This is a genomic window from Tamlana sp. I1, assembly GCF_015355625.1.
Classification (GTDB): domain Bacteria; phylum Bacteroidota; class Bacteroidia; order Flavobacteriales; family Flavobacteriaceae; genus Pseudotamlana.
Map to the genome: position 1 here is coordinate 218,352 of NZ_JACLAF010000002.1, position 18,530 is coordinate 236,881.

Annotated in this window: 14 protein-coding genes; 5 read left to right on the forward strand and 9 right to left on the reverse strand. The window is 34.6% G+C overall.

The features are described from left to right. The first annotated feature begins 27 nt into the window (after nt 1-27). Nucleotides 28-315, forward strand: coding sequence for a helix-turn-helix domain-containing protein (locus tag H6X70_RS02350; protein WP_194766167.1), 288 nt, complete (start codon nt 28-30; stop codon nt 313-315). A gap of 107 nt (nt 316-422) precedes the next feature. On the opposite strand, the gene H6X70_RS02355 is transcribed toward H6X70_RS02350, so the two are convergent. Together H6X70_RS02355 and ffh are read right to left on the reverse strand one after the other, a co-directional pair. Beyond that, the gene (locus tag H6X70_RS02355) at nt 423-1,298 is read right to left on the reverse strand and encodes a bifunctional 5,10-methylenetetrahydrofolate dehydrogenase/5,10-methenyltetrahydrofolate cyclohydrolase (RefSeq protein ID WP_194766073.1); all 876 of its coding nucleotides are present in this window, start codon (nt 1,296-1,298) and stop codon (nt 423-425) included. Between the two features lie 255 nt (nt 1,299-1,553). Then, nucleotides 1,554-2,882, reverse strand: a complete 1,329-nt coding sequence (ffh, locus tag H6X70_RS02360) for a signal recognition particle protein (RefSeq protein WP_194766074.1) — start codon at nt 2,880-2,882, stop codon at nt 1,554-1,556. 613 nt (nt 2,883-3,495) lie between these two features. Here ffh and H6X70_RS02365 point away from each other — a divergent pair. Genes H6X70_RS02365 through H6X70_RS02375 form a run of 3 tightly spaced genes read left to right on the forward strand, consistent with a single transcriptional unit; the run spans nt 3,496 to nt 7,603 of the window. Beyond that, the gene (locus H6X70_RS02365; RefSeq protein WP_194766075.1) at nt 3,496-5,136 is read left to right on the forward strand and encodes a DUF1800 family protein; all 1,641 of its coding nucleotides are present in this window, start codon (nt 3,496-3,498) and stop codon (nt 5,134-5,136) included. A 10-nt stretch (nt 5,137-5,146) separates the two neighbouring features. Further along, nucleotides 5,147-6,775 carry a DUF1501 domain-containing protein gene (locus H6X70_RS02370; protein ID WP_194766076.1) on the forward strand — a complete coding sequence of 543 codons (1,629 nt, stop codon included), beginning with the start codon at nt 5,147-5,149 and terminating at the stop codon, nt 6,773-6,775. Nucleotides 6,776-6,829: 54 nt separating this feature from the next. Further along, a complete protein-coding gene (locus H6X70_RS02375) occupies nt 6,830-7,603 on the forward strand; it encodes a hypothetical protein (protein WP_194766077.1) in 774 nt (257 codons plus the stop codon). 32 nt (nt 7,604-7,635) lie between these two features. Here the strand turns inward: H6X70_RS02375 and argS are convergent, their stop codons facing one another. Continuing rightward, nucleotides 7,636-9,411: an arginine--tRNA ligase gene (argS, locus tag H6X70_RS02380; RefSeq protein WP_194766078.1), complete on the reverse strand. Its 1,776-nt coding sequence runs from the start codon at nt 9,409-9,411 to the stop codon at nt 7,636-7,638. A 410-nt stretch (nt 9,412-9,821) separates the two neighbouring features. Between argS and H6X70_RS02385 the strand changes: the two genes are divergently transcribed. Then, a complete protein-coding gene (locus H6X70_RS02385) occupies nt 9,822-11,891 on the forward strand; it encodes an ATP-binding protein (protein WP_194766079.1) in 2,070 nt (689 codons plus the stop codon). Nucleotides 11,892-11,896: 5 nt separating this feature from the next. On the opposite strand, the gene ctlX is transcribed toward H6X70_RS02385, so the two are convergent. From ctlX to rplQ, 6 genes are all read right to left on the reverse strand, one after another. Further along, nucleotides 11,897-12,832, reverse strand: coding sequence for a citrulline utilization hydrolase CtlX (gene ctlX / locus H6X70_RS02390; RefSeq protein ID WP_194766080.1), 936 nt, complete (start codon nt 12,830-12,832; stop codon nt 11,897-11,899). Between the two features lie 18 nt (nt 12,833-12,850). Further along, nucleotides 12,851-13,765, reverse strand: coding sequence for a dimethylarginine dimethylaminohydrolase family protein (locus H6X70_RS02395; RefSeq protein ID WP_194766081.1), 915 nt, complete (start codon nt 13,763-13,765; stop codon nt 12,851-12,853). 150 nt (nt 13,766-13,915) lie between these two features. Beyond that, nucleotides 13,916-15,202: a citrate synthase gene (locus tag H6X70_RS02400; RefSeq protein ID WP_194766082.1), complete on the reverse strand. Its 1,287-nt coding sequence runs from the start codon at nt 15,200-15,202 to the stop codon at nt 13,916-13,918. Between the two features lie 176 nt (nt 15,203-15,378). Further along, nucleotides 15,379-16,671: a phosphopyruvate hydratase gene (gene eno / locus H6X70_RS02405; protein ID WP_194766083.1), complete on the reverse strand. Its 1,293-nt coding sequence runs from the start codon at nt 16,669-16,671 to the stop codon at nt 15,379-15,381. A gap of 158 nt (nt 16,672-16,829) precedes the next feature. Next, on the reverse strand, nt 16,830-17,933 hold the full coding sequence (gene carA / locus H6X70_RS02410) for a glutamine-hydrolyzing carbamoyl-phosphate synthase small subunit (RefSeq protein WP_194766084.1): 1,104 nt from the start codon (nt 17,931-17,933) through the stop codon (nt 16,830-16,832). A gap of 110 nt (nt 17,934-18,043) precedes the next feature. Beyond that, nucleotides 18,044-18,517: a 50S ribosomal protein L17 gene (rplQ, locus tag H6X70_RS02415; RefSeq protein WP_194766085.1), complete on the reverse strand. Its 474-nt coding sequence runs from the start codon at nt 18,515-18,517 to the stop codon at nt 18,044-18,046. Between the last annotated feature and the right edge of the window lie 13 nt (nt 18,518-18,530).

The following is an 18,530-nucleotide window of genomic DNA, read 5'->3' on the forward strand; positions in this document are numbered from 1 at the left end:
AATACAAGCAAAATTGATGAAAAAGAAATGAAAAGCTACAATTTAGACCAAGCTGAAGACCTTTTAATTGGAAAAAAAGGAACTAAAGAAAGAGAGGAATATGAATTCGAGTTAAAACTTGAATTGATTGGAGATATGATAAAAACTGCTCGTAAGAAAAGAAAACTTACACAAGAGCAATTAGGAGAATTAGTTGGTGTTAAAAAAGCTCAAATCTCTAGACTTGAAAATAATACTGGCAATGTAACTTTTGAAACTGTTATGAGAATTTTCAATGCTTTAGGCGCAAAATTGAATTTAAACCTTCAAATGTAAAACCAACAGGAAGTATAACCAACAATTGATTAGAGACATAAAACAAAAGCCCTATAATCTAAAATTACAGGGCTTTTTTAATATAATAAATCGTCAACGATTACTTTCTAACCGTGAATCTCTCTAGCTTGCAATGTATTTTTAAGCAGCATGGCAATCGTCATAGGGCCAACGCCACCTGGAACTGGTGTAATGTAGCTCGCTTTAGGGCTTACGCTATCAAAATCAACATCGCCAGCCAATCTGTACCCACGTTCTTTAGTTTCATCTGGCACACGCGTAATTCCAACATCTATAATAACAACGCCATCTTTAACCATATCGCCTTTTAAAAATTCTGAAATTCCAATAGCAGCAACAATAATATCGGCTTGTTTTGTAATTTCAGCTAAATCTTTAGTACGGCTATGAACAACAGTTACCGTAGCATCACCAGCTTTACGTTTTTGAGACATTAAAATACTCATTGGACGACCAACAATATGACTACGTCCCATAACAACCACGTTTTTTCCAGAAGTTTCTACGTTATAACGTTCTAACAATTCTAAAATTCCGTAAGGCGTTGCAGGCAAAAAGCTAGGCAAATCTAAAGCCATTTTCCCAACGTTTGTAGGATGAAATCCGTCAACATCCTTATCGGCATTTACAGCCATTAAAACCTTTTGCTCGTCAATGTGTTTTGGCAATGGTAATTGCACGATAAACCCATCAATAGCATCATCGGTGTTTAATTCATGTATTTTTTCTAATAAGACAGCTTCCGAAGTTTCCTCAGGCAAATCAATTAAAGTTGAGTTAAATCCTATTTTTTCACAGGCCTTAACTTTCGCATTTACATAAGTCATACTCGCCCCATCGGTTCCAACCAATATAGCTGCAAGATGTGGGACACGTTCGCCGTTTGCTTTAATTTTTAAAACTTCAGCAGCGATTTCTTCTTTTATATCGTTACTAACTTTTTTTCCGTCTAAAATGATCATATTTCTATTGGTTGTTGGCTTTTGGTTACTGGTTGTTGGCTATTGGTTGTTGATTTTTGGTCGTTACCAAACTTCATATCCCTTAACCTCTTAACCTCCTAAGCGCTATAACTACTTTTTAACTTTTAACTAATATTGGTTGTTGGCTATTGGTTGTTGGTTTTTGGTTCTTACCAAACTTCATAATCCTTAACCTCTTAACTTCCTAACCGCTATAACTACTTTTAACTTTTAACTTGGAACTTTTAACTTAAATTATCTCATATTCTTCATCATCTGCATCATCTTTTTACCGCCACCGCCTTGCATCATCTTCATCATTTTGCTCATTTGGTTGAATTGCTTTAAAAGTTGATTCACTTCTTGAACCGAAGTTCCCGAACCGCTACCAATACGTTTTTTTCTACTTGCATTAATAATTGAAGGGTTGCTACGTTCAGCTGGTGTCATCGAATGGATAATGGCTTCAATACCCTTAAAAGCATCATCGTCAATATCAACATCTTTCATCATTTTTCCAGCGCCAGGAATCATACCCATAAGGTCTTTCATGTTCCCCATTTTCTTGATTTGCTGAATCTGACTTAAGAAGTCATCAAAACCAAACTGATTTTTAGCAATCTTCTTTTGTAGTTTTCTTGCTTCAGCTTCATCAAACTGTTCTTGAGCACGTTCTACTAAAGACACTACATCCCCCATACCAAGAATACGGTCTGCCATACGCGATGGATAGAACACATCAATAGCTTCCATTTTCTCGCCTGTACCAATAAACTTAATTGGTTTATCTACAACCGATTTAATTGAAATGGCTGCACCACCACGAGTATCACCATCTAATTTGGTAAGGATAACCCCATCAAAATTCAAGACATCGTTAAAGGCCTTTGCCGTATTTACAGCATCTTGCCCCGTCATAGAATCTACAACAAACAAGGTTTCTTGAGGTTGAATGGCTTTATGAATGTTCGATATTTCGGTCATCATCGCTTCGTCTACAGCTAAACGACCGGCGGTATCTATAATCACTACATTGTGTCCGTTGGTTTTCGCATGCGCAATTGCTGCTTGCGAAATCGCAACCGGATCATTATTGCCTTTATCACTAAAAACCTCAACGCCAATTTGCTCACCTACAACATGCAATTGGTCTATCGCAGCTGGACGGTACACATCACAAGCTACTAATAATGGCTTTTTAGTTTTTTTATTTTTAAGATAATTAGCAAGCTTACCCGAAAACGTTGTTTTACCAGAACCCTGTAAACCAGACATTAAAATAATGCTTGGCGTTCCCGAAAGATTTAAACCTTCGGCATCACCACCCATAAGTTGGGTTAACTCGTCTTTAACGATTTTAACCATTAACTGCCCAGGTTGCAGCGTTGTTAATACATCTTGTCCAAGCGCTTTTTCTTTAACCGTTTGGGTAAATTGTTTAGCGATTTTAAAGTTAACATCGGCATCTAAAAGGGCACGTCTAACTTCCTTTAAAGTTTCAGCTACGTTGACTTCGGTAATACTTCCATGTCCTTTAAGAACGTGTAAAGCTTTATCTAATTTTTCACTTAAATTATTAAACATAATTTTTAATTCAATTTTAAGAATTGCAAATTTAGTGATTTGCTAGGTATTATTAAGTAAGGTTATGCAAAAAGTACAGTAAAGGGATTCTTAGGTTTAAAACAGTGTTTTAATTTGCAGTGATTGGATGTATCGTGCTAAAAATTTGTTCTGAAATTGAAGTTTTTTCAATCATTCGTAATTAATATTGATGTACTAATCTGGGATGGGATGCTGAAACCAGTTCAGCATGACGAAAACAGGTAATCAAGAAATTAGTGTATTCAACTCGTGAATATTTCAATTGAACCGCAATTGATTTTTTATTCGCAATCTTATTTTGAGTCAAAATTATCAAAACTAACTTCGATTTTAAACTCACGTTCTAATCTAAAAAACAAGTTTCCTCGTATAAACTAATGGACCGACTGTTAACCCAAATCGTAACACACTCCAAATCAACCTAAATCAATCAAAAAACCAAATTTCTTGATACTAAAAGAACCTACACTTCCACACTTACATCTAGATAAAAAGCATCTTTTTAAGGTTGAAATACATTTTTTTAGAGAAAAAAACGACATTTTAACAGTTCTAAATTAATCTTTTTTCTAATTTGCCTAAAATTTTAACCATGCCATCCATTAATCCACTCAGTACCAATTTAGACTTGCGAAAAGCAAAACACCTACTTAGGCGCGCGTCTTTTAAATTCACAAAAGCACAATTAGACTCATTTGTGGGCATGTCTGCTACAGATGCTGTAAATAGTTTAACAACTGCTTCAACCAACACCATAGCAGAACCTTACGATCCTTTACCAACTGAAGCTCCTGATGGTTATTGGACATCGTCTCCCAATCTTCCAAAAACATTTGAAGGACAAAGTCGAAAACGCTCTATAATTACGGCCTGGTGGTGGTATAATGCCATGCAGGAAACCACTTTAAAACACAAACTATCGTTCTTTTTACACACCTGTTTTGTGGTTGGGAAAGACACGGGCGTGGGCTCATCAACCTACTTTTTTGATCATATTAATTTATTAGATTTTTATGCTTTTGGAAATTTAAAAACCTTAGCTAAAAAAATTAATCTCGATAACGGGATGCTCGATTATTTGGATAATACCCAGAATAATAAAAACAATCCGAATGAAAATTATGCCCGTGAATATTTAGAACTTTTCACCATTTTAAAAGGTAAACAAATTGGCTCTGATAATTATACCAATTATACCGAAGTTGATATCCAACAAGCAGCAAAAGTATTTTCTGGATTTAAAAAACGTGAAGAAAGAACCGATATCGACCCCGATACTAATATCCCGATGGGATACATTAATATCGACCAACATGATACGGAAGATAAAACCTTCAGCAGTGCTTTTGGAAATCAGGTGATTATTGGAAAAGAAACGGAAGCTGAAATTTTTGAAGAACTACATGCTTTTGTCGATATGGTTTTTGCTCAAGAAGAAACCGCGAAAGCCTACTGCCGAAAACTTTACCTTTATTTTGTAAAAAGTCATTGGGATGAAACCGTTGAAACCGACATCATCACGCCTTTAGCGCAGATTCTTATTCAGAACGATTACGAAATATTACCTGTAGTAACCACCCTGCTTTCTAGCGAGCATTTTTACGATGCTGATGATAGCGACCCCACCGATAATATTATTGGAAGCATTATTAAAAGTCCGTTGCAATTACTTTCAGAAGTTACTGCCATGTTCGAAATTGACTATCCAGACCCAAGCACAAACCCTATAAATTACTACAGTAGTTTCTTCCACAACTTTATTCATAACAAATATTTTCTAGCTTCAGGTATGGATTTTTTCAATCCTGATGAAGTAGCTGGCTACCCCGCCTATTATCAAGAACCTGGATTTGACAGGTATTGGTTTTCATCAAACACCATTATAGGCCGCTATAAACTTATTGAAAGCTTTATTGAAGGTAAAAATACCATAAGCAATGGTGATATTTATGCGAAACTGGATACCGCAGCCTTTGTAAAAAAACACATTCCTAATGCTGAAGACCCTAATTTATTGGTATATGAAATTGCCGAACTACTCTATCCAGAAAGTATTGATACCGATAGAACTAATTACTTTAAAAGCTTTTTAGTTGATGTAGGTTTTCCCGATTATTATTGGACGGGTACGTGGAAAAAATACCTTGAAAACAATGACGATACCACGATAAGAACCCGTTTAAATGATTTGATTACCGCTATGGTTAATGCCCCAGAATTCCAATTAATGTAAGCCTAAAATTATGCAAAGAAGACAATTTATAAAATTATCAACTGCGGCTTCAGCCATGGCCCTAACACCTTTTGAGTTGCAAGCGGCACTAAAGTCATTCATGCCTTATGCTAATTGTCCGGATATTTCAAACCGAAAATTAGTCCTTATCAATTTAGCAGGTGCCAACGATGGTTTAAACACTGTTGTACCATTAAACCAATACGATGTTTACAGTAATTTAAGACCCACAATAAAAGTTCCCATTACGGGACCCAATAAATATATTGGCTTAGATAGCACGTTGCCAGACAACCAACAAATAGGATTAAACCCTGCACTTACAGGACTAAAATCGATATATGACAAAGGCTGGTTGAGAATTATGCAATCTGTAGGTTACCCGTCTCAAAATAAAAGTCATTTTAAATCTACCGATTTATATTTAACCGGAAACGACGGAAACAGTCTTTTAAACGGCTCGGACACAGGCTGGATGGGGCGTTTTATGGAATTGTATTACCCCAATTTAATTGTTGAAAGTTTCCCTATAGCCGTAGAAATAGGCTCAATTAAAACTTCTTTAGGTTTTCATGCTGAAGAAGCGCACGGCCTATCATTAAACATTTCCGGACAAGATCCTGAAGGCTATTACTCTATTGTAAACGGTTTAGGAGGTTTGCCGCCTTTGAATATTCCAGATTCCGATTATGGTAAACAATTAGAATATTTAACCAATACCGATGCCCTTTCGAACACCTATGGAAAATCAATTTCACAAGCTTTTCAAGCTGGGCAAAACGATATTAGTTATCCGGATTCCGATTTATCCAATCAGTTAAAAACCGTAGCCCGATTAATAAGTGGCGATTTGGGCACAAAAATATATATGGTGCGTATTTCTGGATTCGACACCCACAACCAACAAGTTGAAGGCGTTGGTGAGGCTATTGGAAAACACTACAGTTTATTAACCGATTTAGCCGAAGGCATGGAAGCCTTTATTAACGATTTAAATAGTCAGAATTTAGCCGATGATGTGGTTGGACTTACCTTTTCTGAGTTTGGTAGAAAAGCAGCCGAAAATGGCAGTTTAGGTACCGATCATGGTGAAATCGCACCTATGTTTGTCTTCGGAAAACCAGTTTCAGGCGGTGTTTCTGGAACAAATCCAGATTTAACTGAAGCTACCAGTTCCAACAACTTTCAAATACAAACCGTTCAGTACGATTACCGACAAACTTTTGCCACTTTACTGCAAAATTATCTTGGTGCCGATGATAGTATTATAGATTCCACATTTTTTAATCACACCTTAAATGACAGTTTTGTTAATTTAAGAATTGAAGAACTTTTAAAATCGGAGTTCGATATTTCAAAAGGTTGTATACCTACCAAAGAAGAGAAGTTTTCCGAAAACAAAAACTGGCTGGTGTATCCAAATCCGTTTCGAGATATCGTAAATATATCAGGCATAAATCATCCTGAAACCGTTTCATTTAGAGTTTATAATGCATCTGGCGTAATGTTATTAAGCAAAACCGAAACTTTACAAGATGGCAAAGTCTCGCTTAATTTAGGGCATTTTAGCAGCGGAGTTTATTTATTTGAAATATATTCTTCATCTAAAAAAGAAATTCATAAAGTCATTAAAATATAGTCCTGGCCATTCGCATAAAAACAGTCAATTTGTTTACCATTTGAAATACCGTTTATGAAACTAACAAAAACCATTTTTACCTTACTTATTCTTAGCATTCTTGCAACATCTTGCAACCGATATTTAGAAGATTTAGATGAAGGTGATCTTGTAACAGAAACTGAAGAAGAAGAGGAAATAGAATATAAATGGTGGATTTTAACACACCGTAGTTATGCTAAACCAGGGATTTATTTATATAATGAAACGACTTCAACCATTGAATTAAAACTCGATTTACCAAAAGGTTTAGAGTCGCCTCACGCTTTAGCTTTCGATGGTGAGTCCTTATGGGTTGGCGGTGTTGGAGAAGACGAATCCATTTATCAACTCAACCCTGAAAATGGGGCTATTATTTCTGAAATACCAAATATTAAAACTGAAGGTATTGCGGTTTTAGATGAATTTATATATTATTCAGATTATAAAAACATTAAAAAAATTGACAAAAATGGGGTACTAATTGAAACCATAGCTACAAAAAACTCCTCATATAACATTCCAGATATCGCCATTGACGACACAAATTTGTACTACTTACGTTACTCTGAAAATGAACCCGTTGTAAAACTCAGATTATCTAGCCGTGAAGAGAATAAAATCGCCCTTTCAGAAAGCACAGGCACCTACTGTTTAACTGTTGCTAAGAATGAAATTATTACGATAAATCCTTTTAATGAAATCGTTCATTTTAATTTAAGAACAGGCGAATTTATATTAAACTCACCAACCATCATGGAAGGCTGGGCAACAGCCATTGCACCTTATGAAGAGAAAGTGGAGTTGTAAAAAGTAATTCTAACTTTCTACCAAACGCAAACTTACATACGCTCCGGAACGTGAATCCCAAGCAATCCAAAACTATTTTTAATGGTGTTTGCTACGGTATTAGATAACTGCACACGGAAAGCTTTTTCACTCTCGTTATCGGCACCCAAAATTGACACATTTTGATAAAAAGAATTGAATTCTTTAACCAGTTCATAGGTATAATTCGCAATTAATGCCGGACTGTGGTTTTCGGCTGCATTTTGAACCACTTCTGGAAACAACTGGATTTGCTTAATTAACTCCTTCTCTTTAGGCTGTAATGTTATGGTTTCTGTAACCTGAGCATTTAAATCTGCCTTTCTTAAAATAGACTGAATTCTTGCATAGGTATACTGAATAAAAGGCCCTGTATTCCCTTGAAAATCGATAGATTCCTTTGGGTCGAATAAAATACGCTTTTTAGGATCTACTTTTAAGATGTAATATTTTAAAGCCCCTAAACCAATGGTTTTATATAGCTCCTTCTTTTCTTCATTAGAATAGCCGTCAAGTTTCCCTAATTCTTCCGAGATTTCTTCAGCCGTATTCGCCATATCGTCAATTAAATCGTCGGCATCAACAACGGTTCCCTCTCTACTCTTCATTTTTCCGCTAGGTAAATCTACCATACCATAACTTAAATGGTATAGATTTTTTGCCCATTCAAAACCTAATTTCTTCAGTATTAAAAACAGGACTTGAAAATGATAATCTTGCTCGTTTCCTACGGTGTAAACCATTCCGCCAACATCTGGAAAATCTTTAATACGTTGAATGGCCGTACCAATATCTTGGGTCATGTAAACCGCTGTTCCATCGGCACGCAATACGATTTTTTTATCCAAACCATCCTCGGTTAAATCGCACCACACCGAGCCGTCTTCTTCTTTTTGGAAAACGCCAGATTTTAAACCTTGTTCAACAAATTCTTTTCCTAATAAATAGGTTTTACTTTCGTAATATAAGGTATCAAAATCAACCCCTAAATTTTTATAAGTTTCATTAAAACCTTTATAAACCCAAGCGTTCATTTTCTCCCAAAGCGCTACAACTTCAGCATCGCCAGCTTCCCATTTTAAAAGCATGTCTTGTGCTTCTAATAAAATTGGCGCGTTCTTCTTAGCGTCTTCAACTGTTTGTCCTTCAGCAACTAATGCTTCTATTTCTTTTTTATACTCTTGGTCGAACTTTACATAATAGTTGCCTACCAGTTTATCGCCTTTTAAATTCGTGCTTTCTGGAGTTTCTTCGTTTCCAAAACGTTTCCAAGCCAACATACTTTTACAAATATGAATACCACGATCGTTTATAATCTGAGTTTTATAAACCTTCTTGCCCGAAGCTTTTAAAATTTCGGCAACACTGTAACCTAATAAATTGTTTCTAACGTGACCTAAATGCAAAGGTTTATTCGTGTTTGGCGAGGAATACTCTACCATAATGGCTTTTTCTTCAGGATTAGGCGATACAAATCCGAAGGTTTCATCAGCCTTAATTCCTTCGAAAAAATTGAGGTAATACGAGTCGTTTATTTCAATATTCAAAAAGCCTTTTACCACATTAAAAGCCTTTACATCTTCAACTTCATTCACCAAAAATTCACCAATAGTTTCACCTATTTGAACCGGATTTCCCTTTATAAAACGTAACATTGGAAAAACAACAACGGTAATATCGCCAGCAAATTCTTTACGTGTGGCTTGAAATTCTACCGATTCTAATTCAATATTAAATGTTGCTTTTACGGCTTGTTTTACGTAATGCGATAAAGTATCCTGAAGGTTCATGTCTCGTGTATTTTAAGCCTGCAAAGATAGCAAGATTTTCTAGTAAATACGAAAAAGCTTGCGGTGACCTGCGGTAAATTTCATAAGATTTTCATTTTTGCAAAAACCCGATGAAATACAGCTGTATTTTTTCAAAAGAAACGCATCTTTTCTATGATTTATGCTGTTCATCTATTCATCGATATTTCACTGGTTTTTTAGCACTCATTTCATCTAATTTTTTGGCATTAAAACCTATAAATTAGATTTTAATAAGGCTTTTTACAACATTTGTTTTTGTAAAGCTATTAATTTCCAAGTCATTGGATAAAACAATTAAACTAACCAACCTTTATAACTTAATAATACCGTCTTATTTTCTCTCAATCTTAAGGCTTTTTCAATTTGTTGAGTTGTAATTGAATTTTTATATGAGGCGATTAATTACATTAGTTACTCTTTTATTTATTTCTTTAGGATTTTCGCAATCCAACGAAATAGATAGTCTCGCCTTGCAATTAGCTTTTCAAAATCAAGATTCTTTAAAAGTAGACGTTTCATTAAAACTTATTAAATCGCTATACGACAGTAATGACTACGAACGTGCCATAAAATATATTATTGAAAGCGAAAAACTTTCAAATAGCATAAATCATAAAAAAGGTATTGCAGAAATCACCTATTACAAAGCCTTAATTTATGCTGAAAAGAACGATTACATCAACGCTATTAGTGGTTATGAAAAATCGAAACGTTTATTCAACAAACTAAACGACACCATTAGTATAGCCAAGGTGAATAATAGTATTGGTTTAATTGAAATTAAAAGAGGCAACTTTAACAAGGGCTTACAATATTCGCTAAATGCTATTCGCGAATTAGAAAAAAGGCATTTAAAAACCGATCTTAATTTAGCTTATAACAACTTGGCACAGGCTTACTCTAGTATTAACCAAAAAGATAAAGCTATTGAGTATTACCTAAAAACCCTTGAAGTACAAGAACAATTAAACGACGAAAGTGCCATTTTTAAAACAAATACCATACTTGCTGGACTGTATTCCGAAAGAAAAGAACACCGAAAAGCCATTGAAATTTACGAAACACTTATTGAGAATACCAACCCTAAAAACGATTCTATTCTGGGGCACCTCTACCCTAAACTAGGTGGCGAGTACTTAGAGTTTAATGACTTTGAAAAAGCTTCAAATTATTTAAATGAAGGTTACGACATAAATGTTTTAAAAACGAACAAAACCGACTTATTAATCACCTTAAACAATCTTGCCAATTTAAATATTAGTCAGAATAAACTAACACTTGCTGAAGAACAACTTCTAAAAGCAGGAGAAATTGCAAAAAACAGCAATAATAAACCTGAATTACTAAAGCAGTATAAATTATTAAAAGCACTAGATTCACTTAGGCAGCGTTTTGAAAAAGCTTACGCTTGGCAACGTGCTTATTACGAATTAAAAGAAGAGATACAACAAGAAAAAGCAGCGTTAAATACCAAAATAAATGAAAGTTTTGATGTCTTAGAGTTCGATACCGTAAACATTGCAAGCACGAATCAACACACCACAACCCCAATAAACACAAGCAGCACTTTACAAAATGCTAAACTAAAACAACTCAATATGGGGCTTTACTTTACTGTTGGCCTTTTAATTGTTATATCTACTTTTTTTGTGGTATTTCTTTTAAAACGAAATAACACCATTAAGTACACTAAAAAACTAGAAGAAAAAAACATTAAAATAGAATTACAAAACGAAGCTTTTTCCAAACAAACGAAGCATTTAGAAAACGTTAATAATGTAAAAGACAAGCTTTTTTCAATTGTTTCTCACGATTTAAAAGACTCGCTTTCATCTATAAATGGTTTTATCGATTTGCTTAAAGATGGTTCGCTTAGTAGAGAAGAATTTGACACCCTTATTCCTGAATTAAGCGAAAATGCTAACAACGCCTCGCTTTTATTATTCAATTTACTTAATTGGTCTAAATCCCAAATGCAATCGCTTGAACCCAAACCTAGCCTGTTTGATATTCAAGAAGTTTTTGAAAGCAAAGTAAGCCTTATAGAACAGCGTATGCAAAATAAAGGCATCACTTTAATTGATCGTTCTTTAAGGGATTTCGCTTACGCGGATAGAAGCATGTTTGAAATCATAATTCAAAACTTACTTGCAAATGCTTTGAAGTTTTGCAAAAAAGATGACAGCATTACCATTTCCAATCATATTAGCAATGGTTGCTGCATAATAAGCGTCGCCGATTCTGGAATTGGCATTTCTAAACAAAATTTAGATAAACTTTTTAAAGAAGATTCCTTTTCAACTCTAGGTACAGACAACGAAAAAGGTACAGGACTTGGACTCTCAATTTGCAAAGAGCTTGTAGAACTGAATCATGGAAAAATATGGGTAGAAAGCACCCAAGGCATAGGCAGTACTTTTTATGTACAATTGCCTAAATCTAATCCTGACATATCATAATCTAACTATACTTTTGGTAAAAAAACTTCTGCCATCATACAACGCGCACTACCACCGCCACAGGCTTCAATTGTATCTAAAGAACTGGATAAAATTTTAGTATGCTTTTCAATAGTTGAGATTTGAGACGTTGTTAATGCATCATAAGCCGATTGACTCATTACGAGATAAGACACATCGTTTGCTCCTTTAACTTGTAACATATTGCCAGCAAAACGCTGTACTTGCGCTTCGGTAATGTCGATAATTTCCTTGCCATCTTCTCTTAAATGCTTCACCACATTTTTACGTTCCTTTTTATCGTCAATGCTACTCAAACAGATTACTGCAAAGGTTTCCCCAACACACATCATCACATTAGTGTGATAAATAGCTTTTCGTTGGCTGCCTACGGTTTGGTATGCTGTAAAGAGTACGGGCATGTATTCAAAATCTTCACAGAACTCTATAAACAAATCTTCATCGGCACGCGGCGATAAGGCACAATAAGCCTTTCTGTTAACACGGTCTAGAATTAAACTTCCGGTGCCTTCAAGGAAAATTTCATCATCTTCAGCACTGGTATAATCTACAACATTATTAATTTGAAAACCTTGACTTTCTAGAACCTCTAAAACATCTTCACGACGCTCTAAACGACGGTTTTCAGCAAACATAGGATACAAACCAATATCGCCATTTTCATGAAAAGAAATCCAATTATTAGGAAACACGGCATCTGGCGTATCGGTTTCTGGCGAATCGTTCACCACAATAACATTTACGCCAATACTTTTAAGTTTTTCAACATAGGCATCAAACTCCTTTTGGGCTTTAAAATTAACCGTTTCAGGAAGCACATCATCTAAAACTTGTTGATAATAATTATTAACCGCAGTTTGTTCGTTCATCCTAAAATTAACAGGACGAATCATTAAAATGGTATTTGTTATTTGTTGCATGAGCTATGTAAATCTGAATTAATCTCGAATTAAAGGTAAAGTAGAGCATCTTAACAAGCCTTCTTGTTTACTAATTTCGGCATAGGCTACTTCTTCAACAGTAAAACCATTTTGGCGTAACCATGTGTTTAAACGTGTAAAGTTTTTTTCTGAAATAATAACTTCTTCCGAAATAGAAAAAACGTTACTATTCATATCGTACATTTCATCTTTAGTGATTTCGAAAACATTTTCACTTCCGAAGTAATCAACTAGCCATTCATATTCGCTTTCCACTAAAAATCCATTTTTATGAATAATGGCTTTGTCTGTTCCTATGGGTTGAAAACAACAATCTAAATGCAAGGCGTTTTCCTTGGCATTAGTGTTCGATTTTCTTAACTCGAAAGCTTTTACAATTTTATTAGGAAACAGTTCCTGTATGGCAATAACTGCATCTAAGTTAGTACGCGCTGTAATTAAATCGGGGTAATCTGCACCCGAATAAGTGCCTATAAATATATAATCGTCCCACAGGATAACATCGCCACCTTCGGCGTGACATTCTTCGGGCAAAATAATTCGGTTTTCAGGCGCTACTTTGTCCCATAAATATTGAATTGCTGAAACTTCAGCTTCACGATTTGGTAAAATATTAGATTTTATAATTTTATCTTCAATTACAAAAGCGATATCTCTGGTGAAAATTTGATTGCAATTATTAATAACTTCTGGTCTGTAAACGGTAACATCGTATTTTTTGAAGACGGCTGCTACTTCTTCCATTTCCCGTACCATATCGGCTTCCTCAGGGTAAGTTCCAGCTTTTATGTGCTCGATGCTTTTAGGGTCGTAGCAGTCTTTTATTTCTGGAATAGGCCCGTTATTAACAGCGGTTCCTAGAACCACTGCGCGTAATCTAGATGTTTCGTTTTGAACGTTTAATTTCAACATATTTTAAACCTAAAAGAATTACATATCAAAGGTTCAAAACTAGTAATATTTAGATGATTTTTAAGGAATTTTTAAAAATATTACTTTAAAAAAAGAAAAGTTTCACAGGAAACCTGTGAAACTTAAATATAATATAAAAATAAGTATTAATTATCTTTCATCAACTGGAACAAATTTTCTTTCAGTTGCTCCTGTATAAATTTGTCTTGGTCTTCCAATTGGTTCCTTTTTAAGACGCATTTCTCTCCATTGTGCAATCCAACCTGGTAAACGTCCTATTGCGAACATAACCGTAAACATATCTGTTGGAATACCCATAGCTCTGTAGATGATTCCTGAATAGAAATCTACATTAGGATATAATTTTCTATCTACAAAGTATTGGTCTTTTAACGCTTCTTGTTCAAGACCTTCTGCGATATTTAAAATAGGCTCTTTAATACCTAACTGACTTAAAACATCGTCAGCAGATTTTTTGATGATTCTAGCACGTGGATCGAAGTTTTTGTAAACACGGTGTCCGAATCCCATTAAACGGAAAGGATCGTTTTTATCTTTAGCTTTAGCCATGTACTTTTTAGTATCGCCACCATCGGCTTGAATAGCTTCTAGCATTTCTAAAACCGCTTGGTTTGCACCACCGTGAAGTGGTCCCCAAAGTGCAGAAATACCAGCAGAAATTGAAGCAAATAAACCTGCGTGAGACGATCCTACGATTCTAACTGTAGACGTAGAACAGTTTTGTTCGTGATCGGCGTGTAAGATTAATAACTTATCTAAAGCATCAACTAACACTTTATTTTGAATATACTCACCATTAGGTTTTTTAAACATCATTTTCAAGATGTTTTCTACATATCCTAAAGAGTTATCCCCATAATCAAGAGGTAAACCAGCCTTTTTTCTATAAGTCCATGCTACAAGAACAGGCATTTTACCTAAAAGTCTAACAACAGATTTATACATATCTTCTTCCGACTCAACATTTACAGAAGAAGGATTAAAAGCCGTTAAAGCACTTGTTAAAGAGGAAATAATACCCATTGGGTGTGCAGACTTAGGGAATGCTTCAATAATTTTCTTAACATCCTCATCTACATAAGATTCAGCTTTAATATCTTCGTGAAACTTATCATTTTGCTCTTTAGTTGGTAACTCTCCAAAAATTAATAAGTAAGCTACTTCTAAGAAATCTGCATTTTCAGCTACTTCATCAATTGAATACCCTCGATATCTTAAAATTCCTTTCTCACCATCTAAAAACGTGATAGCACTCTCACAAGACCCTGTATTTTTAAAACCTGGATCTATAGTAATAACGCCTTCTGTTGCAGCTCTTAATTTCGTAATATCTATTGCTATTTCATTTTCTGTTCCTTTTACTAAAGGAAAATCGTATTTTTTACCATCAATCTCAATGGTAGCTGTATTTGCCATACTCTTAACGTGAATTTAAATTATTTTGCGGAACGCTAATTTATGAAATATATACTCTTTTTTAGCGAGAATTTTAAGAATGTTTTTATCAATTCATAATTTGACAAAATTGATGTTAAATAAAAAAGCGATTATTAAAATAATAATCGCTTTTTTATCTATAATTCAATTGAAGCTTATTTTATCTTGAAAGCCTTTTCTTGAGGGAAATAAGCAACTTCTCCTAATTCTTCTTCAATTCTAAGTAATTGGTTGTATTTCGCCATACGATCACTACGAGAAGCAGAACCTGTTTTAATTTGACCACAGTTTAATGCTACTGCTAAATCGGCAATAGTATTATCTTCTGTTTCACCAGAACGGTGAGACATTACTGAAGTATAACCAGCGTTTTTAGCCATGTTTACTGCAGCGATAGTTTCTGTTAACGTTCCAATTTGGTTTACTTTAATAAGGATTGAATTCGCAATACCTTCATCAATACCTCTTGATAAACGCTCTACATTCGTTACAAATAAATCGTCTCCAACTAATTGAATTTTATCTCCAATTAATTCAGTTAAATAAGCCCAACCTTCCCAGTCGTTTTCATCCATACCATCTTCAATAGAGATAATAGGGTATTTTCCAGCTAATTCAGCTAAATATTCAGCTTGCTCTTTAGATGTTCTTACAACACCTGTATCGCCTTCAAATTTCTTGTAATCGTATTTTCCATCAACAAAAAATTCAGCAGCAGCACAATCTAAAGCGATTTTAACTTCATCACCAAATTTATAACCTGCATTTTCTACAGCTTTTGCAATAGTATCTAAAGCATCTTCAGTACCTCCAGCTAAGTTTGGTGCAAAACCACCTTCGTCACCTACAGCAGTACTTAAGTTTCTGTCGTGTAATACTTTTTTTAAGTTATGGAAGATTTCAGTTCCCATTTGCATAGCGTGTGTAAAGTTTTTAGCTTTCACAGGCATAATCATAAACTCTTGAAACGCGATAGGCGCATCAGAGTGAGAACCACCATTGATGATGTTCATCATTGGAACAGGAAGCGTATTTGCAGAAACCCCACCTACATATCTGTATAATGGCATGTTTAATTCGTTAGCTGCAGCTTTAGCAACCGCTAAAGACACCCCTAAAATAGCATTAGCTCCTAATTTTGATTTGTTTTTGGTTCCATCTAAATCGATCATTAATTTATCGATTAGGTTTTGTTCAAAAACAGAAACTCCTATAAGTTCTTCAGCAATTATTGAGTTTACATTTTCAACAGCATTTAAAACAGCTTTCCCCATATATGCAGATCCACCGTCACGTAATTCTACGGCTTCATGCTCTCCTGTAGATGCTCCTGATGGCACAGCAGCTCTTCCTAATATATTATTTTCTGTTACAACATCAACTTCAATAGTTGGATTACCTCTAGAATCTAAAATTTGTCTCGCATGGACATTGATTATAATACTCATAATTGCTATATTTTTTTAAACTTAAATTATTTCAAATTTACGGCTAAATCTTGTTTATTGTTATAAGTTTCAAAAGAAATTAACATAATAATTCCTATAACGTTTTAGTAAAACAAAATCTCAAAAATATTTGACTATTTTTGAGATTTTAGCACTTTTTATTTTTTGATATTTTCTATAAATTGATCAAAAAGATACGCTGAATCGTGTGGTCCAGGACTAGCTTCTGGGTGGTACTGCACAGAAAAGCAATTTTTGCTCTTCATGGCCAAACCTGCCACTGTGTTATCATTTAAATGTACGTGTGTAACTTCTAAATCTGGATGCGATTCTGCTTCTTCACGATTAACAGCGAATCCATGATTTTGAGACGTAATTTCACCTTTTCCTGTCAACATATTTTTTACAGGGTGATTAATACCACGGTGCCCATTGTGCATTTTATAAGTTGAAACGCCGTTTGCAAGCGCTATAACTTGATGCCCTAAACAGATACCAAATAATGGCAAGTCTCTTTTGATGATTTCTTTAGCCACTGCTTGAGCTTCCACTAATGGCTCTGGATCTCCAGGACCGTTAGATAAGAAATAACCATCTGGATTAAACGCCTCTAAATCTTCAAATTTAGAATTGTATGGAAATACTTTTATGTAAGCATCTCTGCTTGCTATATTTCTTAAGATGTTCTTTTTAATTCCAATATCTAAAGCAGCTACTTTGTAAGTTGCATTTTCATCACCATAATAGTAAGGCTCTTTTGTAGATACTTTTGAAGCCAATTCTAGACCTTCCATATTTGGAACCTCGGCCAATTGTTTTTTAAGACCTTCAATATTATCAACCTCAGTAGAAATTACAGCATTCATAGCACCGTGATCTCTAATGTAGCTTACTAATGCACGCGTGTCTACATCTGAAATGGCTAATAAGTTATTTTTATCTAAGAATTCTTCTAGAGAACCATCGGCATCTACTCTTGAGTATTCATAACTGAAGTTTTTAACAATTAAACCAGCGATTTTAATAGAATCAGATTCTACTTCAGCATCATTGGTTCCGTAGTTACCAATATGAGCATTTGTAGCTACCATTAATTGTCCGTAATAAGAAGGATCTGTAAAAATTTCTTGGTAACCAGTCATTCCTGTATTAAAACAAACCTCACCAAATGAAGTCCCTTGTTTATTACCAACTGCTTTACCGTGAAAAATGGTGCCATCTGCTAAAAGAAGGATGGCTTTTTGTCTTTTTTGATATTTCATATTATTCTTATGAGCTTCCTGAGTGCTCAGGAAAAAGTTTTACAAAATTGCGCAAAAAAAAGGATAAACTAAAATAGTTTATCCTTTATATTTTAAATGCTTATTAACATCTATTCTTCTTCGTTTGAAGCTTTAGTTTCAACAGGAGCAGTTTCAGTAGTTTTAGCACCACCTCTTCTACTTCTTCTTGTTGTTTTCTTCTTCGCTTTATCAGCATTATAGATTTCGTTGTAATCAACTAATTCTATCATCGCCATATCAGCGTTATCACCTAAACGATTTCCTAGTTTAATAATTCTAGTATAACCTCCTGGTCTGTCAGCAATTTTAGGAGCTACATCTCTAAACAACTCAATTACTGCTTCCTTTTGTCTAAGGTTAGCCATAACAATACGTCTGTTATGCGTTGTATCTTCTTTAGACTTAGTAATCATTGGCTCAACAAATTGTTTTAAAGCTTTAGCTTTAGCAACAGTTGTGTTGATGCGTTTATGTTCAATTAATGAACATGCCATATTAGCCAACATGGCTTTTCTATGAGCTGTTTTTCTACCTAAGTGGTTTACTTTTTTTCCGTGTCTCATGACATTTGTGTTA

Coding starts and splice junctions, on each gene's coding strand:
- H6X70_RS02350 (WP_194766167.1), top strand. CDS start 28: ATGAAAAGCTACAATTTAGACCAAGCTGAAGACCTTTTAATTGGAAAA.
- H6X70_RS02355 (WP_194766073.1), bottom strand. CDS start 1,298: ATGATCATTTTAGACGGAAAAAAAGTTAGTAACGATATAAAAGAAGAA.
- ffh (WP_194766074.1), bottom strand. CDS start 2,882: ATGTTTAATAATTTAAGTGAAAAATTAGATAAAGCTTTACACGTTCTT.
- H6X70_RS02365 (WP_194766075.1), top strand. CDS start 3,496: ATGCCATCCATTAATCCACTCAGTACCAATTTAGACTTGCGAAAAGCA.
- H6X70_RS02370 (WP_194766076.1), top strand. CDS start 5,147: ATGCAAAGAAGACAATTTATAAAATTATCAACTGCGGCTTCAGCCATG.
- H6X70_RS02375 (WP_194766077.1), top strand. CDS start 6,830: ATGAAACTAACAAAAACCATTTTTACCTTACTTATTCTTAGCATTCTT.
- argS (WP_194766078.1), bottom strand. CDS start 9,411: ATGAACCTTCAGGATACTTTATCGCATTACGTAAAACAAGCCGTAAAA.
- H6X70_RS02385 (WP_194766079.1), top strand. CDS start 9,822: ATGAGGCGATTAATTACATTAGTTACTCTTTTATTTATTTCTTTAGGA.
- ctlX (WP_194766080.1), bottom strand. CDS start 12,832: ATGCAACAAATAACAAATACCATTTTAATGATTCGTCCTGTTAATTTT.
- H6X70_RS02395 (WP_194766081.1), bottom strand. CDS start 13,765: ATGTTGAAATTAAACGTTCAAAACGAAACATCTAGATTACGCGCAGTG.
- H6X70_RS02400 (WP_194766082.1), bottom strand. CDS start 15,202: ATGGCAAATACAGCTACCATTGAGATTGATGGTAAAAAATACGATTTT.
- eno (WP_194766083.1), bottom strand. CDS start 16,671: ATGAGTATTATAATCAATGTCCATGCGAGACAAATTTTAGATTCTAGA.
- carA (WP_194766084.1), bottom strand. CDS start 17,933: ATGAAATATCAAAAAAGACAAAAAGCCATCCTTCTTTTAGCAGATGGC.
- rplQ (WP_194766085.1), bottom strand. CDS start 18,517: ATGAGACACGGAAAAAAAGTAAACCACTTAGGTAGAAAAACAGCTCAT.